Origin of the sequence: Bradyrhizobium genomosp. III (assembly GCF_000261705.1) — a bacterium.
Lineage (GTDB): Bacteria > Pseudomonadota > Alphaproteobacteria > Rhizobiales > Xanthobacteraceae > Bradyrhizobium > Bradyrhizobium ottawaense.
This window is the reverse complement of the sequence record NZ_AJQF01000377.1, coordinates 1-2,754: the sequence shown is the minus strand read 5'-3', so window position 1 is coordinate 2,754 and position 2,754 is coordinate 1. Positions and strand designations below refer to the sequence as shown.

At 64.2% G+C, this 2,754-nt stretch carries 3 protein-coding genes; all 3 read left to right on the top strand.

Translation table 11 applies throughout. The features are described 5' to 3' along the window. Positions 1-66: 66 nt before the first annotated feature. The gene (locus IC66_RS0130450; RefSeq protein WP_038950195.1) at positions 67-1,284 is read left to right on the top strand and encodes a class I SAM-dependent methyltransferase; all 1,218 of its coding nucleotides are present in this window, start codon (positions 67-69) and stop codon (positions 1,282-1,284) included. After that, the gene (locus IC66_RS0130445) at positions 1,277-2,470 is read left to right on the top strand and encodes a class I SAM-dependent methyltransferase (protein ID WP_038950194.1); all 1,194 of its coding nucleotides are present in this window, start codon (positions 1,277-1,279) and stop codon (positions 2,468-2,470) included. The genes IC66_RS0130450 and IC66_RS0130445 overlap by 8 nt, the downstream gene beginning before the upstream one ends. Positions 2,471-2,516: 46 nt before the next feature. After that, a partial coding sequence (locus tag IC66_RS0130440; protein ID WP_244429193.1) for a Gfo/Idh/MocA family oxidoreductase occupies positions 2,517-2,754 on the top strand: 238 nt, incomplete at its 3' end.

Here is a 2,754-nt window from a genome sequence, read left to right as displayed (position 1 = left end):
GCCAGCCGCGGGCCGTAATGGCTCGGAATGCCGATTCCAGACCTGCTCCTGCAAAGAGTTAAAGCCGTGACCGACCATTGCCGCCTTTGCCATTCGACCAACCTGCGTCCGGTCATCGACCTCGGACTGATGCCGATTGCGCATCGGCTTCGGCGCAGCCGAAACGAGCAGGATGAACGCTTTCCGTTCGAGGTGCTGGCCTGCGGCGATTGCGGCCTGCCCCAGATCGTCAAGCCGATCGATCCAGATATTCTGTACCGGCAGTTCAACTACAATTTCAGCAGCTGGAAGCCGGAGCCGCATCAGGCGGACGAGCTCGACACCATCGCGAAATTCTCCAAGCACCAGTCCGTGTTCGAGATCGGATGCAACGACGGGCTGTTCATGGACAAGCTGCGCGAGCGCGGCACCAAGGTCATGGTCGGCGTCGAGCCCAATCCGGTGTCGGGCAAGATCGCCCGCGAGCGCGGCATCAAGGTCTATGCCGACATGCTCAGCCCGGCGATGGCCCACGATGCTGTCGCTCAGTCCGGCAAGTTCGACCTCGTCATATCGCGCCAGGTGCTGGAGCACATCGTCGATTTCGAGAACTTCTTCGACTGCGTCAAGATCGCCCTCAGCGACGACGGTTTGCTGTTCATCGACGTGCCTGATTTCGCCCCGGGGTCAGCGGAGGGAGACCTCTCCGTCCTCTGGGAGGAGCACGTCAGCTATTTCACCGAACCGACCCTGCTCGCGCTGCTGGCGCGCCACGGCTTCGAGGCGGTGTCCGTGAAGAAATACAATTTCAGCGGCGGAAGCCTCGCGATCGCAGCCCGCCGTGCCAAGGGCGCCGTGACGGCGCCGCCCGCGCCGTCCGGCGTCGGCGAGAAATTCGGTCAGCGTGCGAGAGAGTATGGCGCGCGTCTCCGCCCGATTCTCGAAAAAGCCCGCGCCAACGGCGCCGAGATCGCCATCTACGGCGCCGGCTGCCGCGCCTGCACCTTCACCAACGCCCACGAGCTTGCGAATCTCGTCGACCTCTCGGTCGACGACCAGAAGGAGCGCCAGGGGCTGTTCCTGCCCGGCACCGGCATTCCGATCCGTTCGCCCGAGGATCTCACCGCCAAGTCGGGTCCGCTCGTCTGTCTTCTCGCCGTGAACGAGGAGAACGAGGCCAAGGTCAGCAGCCGGCTGCGCGAGAGCGTGAAGCGTCCGCTCGAGATCGTTGCGATCTTCGCGCCGAACGACATCTGGAGCGAGCTCGATCGTCTCGAGGCGGCGCTAAGGTCGCGGCATGGCTGAGGACAAGCTCTTCAACTATTACGAACGTCAGGATGTTCTGCCGACGTTCGGGAATTTCAAATCGTCCACCGAGCTCGAGGCCTACGCCAGCCAGCGGCGCGAGCTGTTCTCGGACAAGCTGGTGCTGCCGCCGCGGCTGTTCCGCGATGCCGATGTGCTCGAATTCGGTCCCGATTCCGGCGAGAACGCCCTGGTGTTTGCCGGTTGGGGCGCGAACATGACGCTCGCCGAGCCGAACCGGCATGCACACCCGAAAATCCAGGCCTACTTTGCACATTTCGGCCTGACCCAACGTCTCCGCGAGCTCGCACTCGCCGACGTCGAGGGCTTCCGCAGCGAGCGCCGCTTCGACATCATCGATGCCGAGGGCTTCATCTACACGGTGCAACCGAGCGAAAAATGGCTCGGCATCTTCCATCGGCTGCTCAATCCGGACGGTTATGCCGTCGTGTCCTATTACGAGCGCTACGGCGGCTTCTTCGAGCTCGCGCTCAAGGCGATCCATGCGGCCGGCAAGGCATTGGGCGGTCGCGCTCCGCTCGACACGGCAAAGATGCTGTTCGAGGCGAAGTGGGACAGCATTCCGCACACCCGCAGCTTCGAATCCTGGCTGATGGACGTGCTGGAAAATCCTTTCGTCCGGCATCGCTACTTCCTCGACGCGGCCACCTTGTGCGCGGCGGCGCATCAACAGGGCTTCGACGTCCATTCGGCGTGGCCCGCCTACCGCGACAGCCTCGACATCTACTGGCACAAGAAAGTCCTTGCCGGCGACGAGAAGCTGCATCGCGCCAGACGCCATCTCGACCGCAGCCGGCTGAGCTTCCTCGGCGGACGAAAGCTCTATCTGGTCGGCAAGGCCGATGCCGTGCAGGCGATCTCGGCCTCGATCGAGGCGCTGGTGCTCGACGTCGATGGCATGATCGACGATCCCTTCGGCGAGAGCCTGACGCGCGTGGTCGCCGGCCTCGCGTCGCTGCGCGAGACGATCCGGACCACCGACATTCTGGCCGACGATGCCGCCGACATCGACGCCATCATTGCGACGCTCGACAGCTTCCATCGCATCTTTGGCGCAATCGGGCGACGGGATGCGTCTGCGGTCGCCGCCCTCACCCAGTCGGATCCGGCCTTCATCAACATTTGGGGACAGCCGGCGCATTTCCTCGTGATCCGGAAGCGCTGAGGGATCGTAGCCAGTGAAGCCAGGCATTGGCATCATCGGAACGGGCATGGTCGGCCAGATGTGCCACCTCGCCAATTTTGCTGCCAATTCCGCCTGCCGCGTCGTCGCGATCGCCGATCTCCGGCCGGACCTCGCCGCCGCCGCGGCGCAGAAGTTCGGCATCCCCCGGGTTTACAGCACGCACCGGGAGCTCCTCGCGGACAGCGCGGTGTCCGCCGTCGTCGTCGTGACGAAGCGTCGTGCCACCGGCCCGATCGTCCTGGACGCGTTGAACAGCGGGCGGC

Bases quoted from the DNA above. Each gene is read 5' to 3' on its own strand.
- IC66_RS0130445 (WP_038950194.1), top strand. From the start codon at position 1,277: ATGGCTGAGGACAAGCTCTTCAACTATTACGAACGTCAGGATGTTCTG.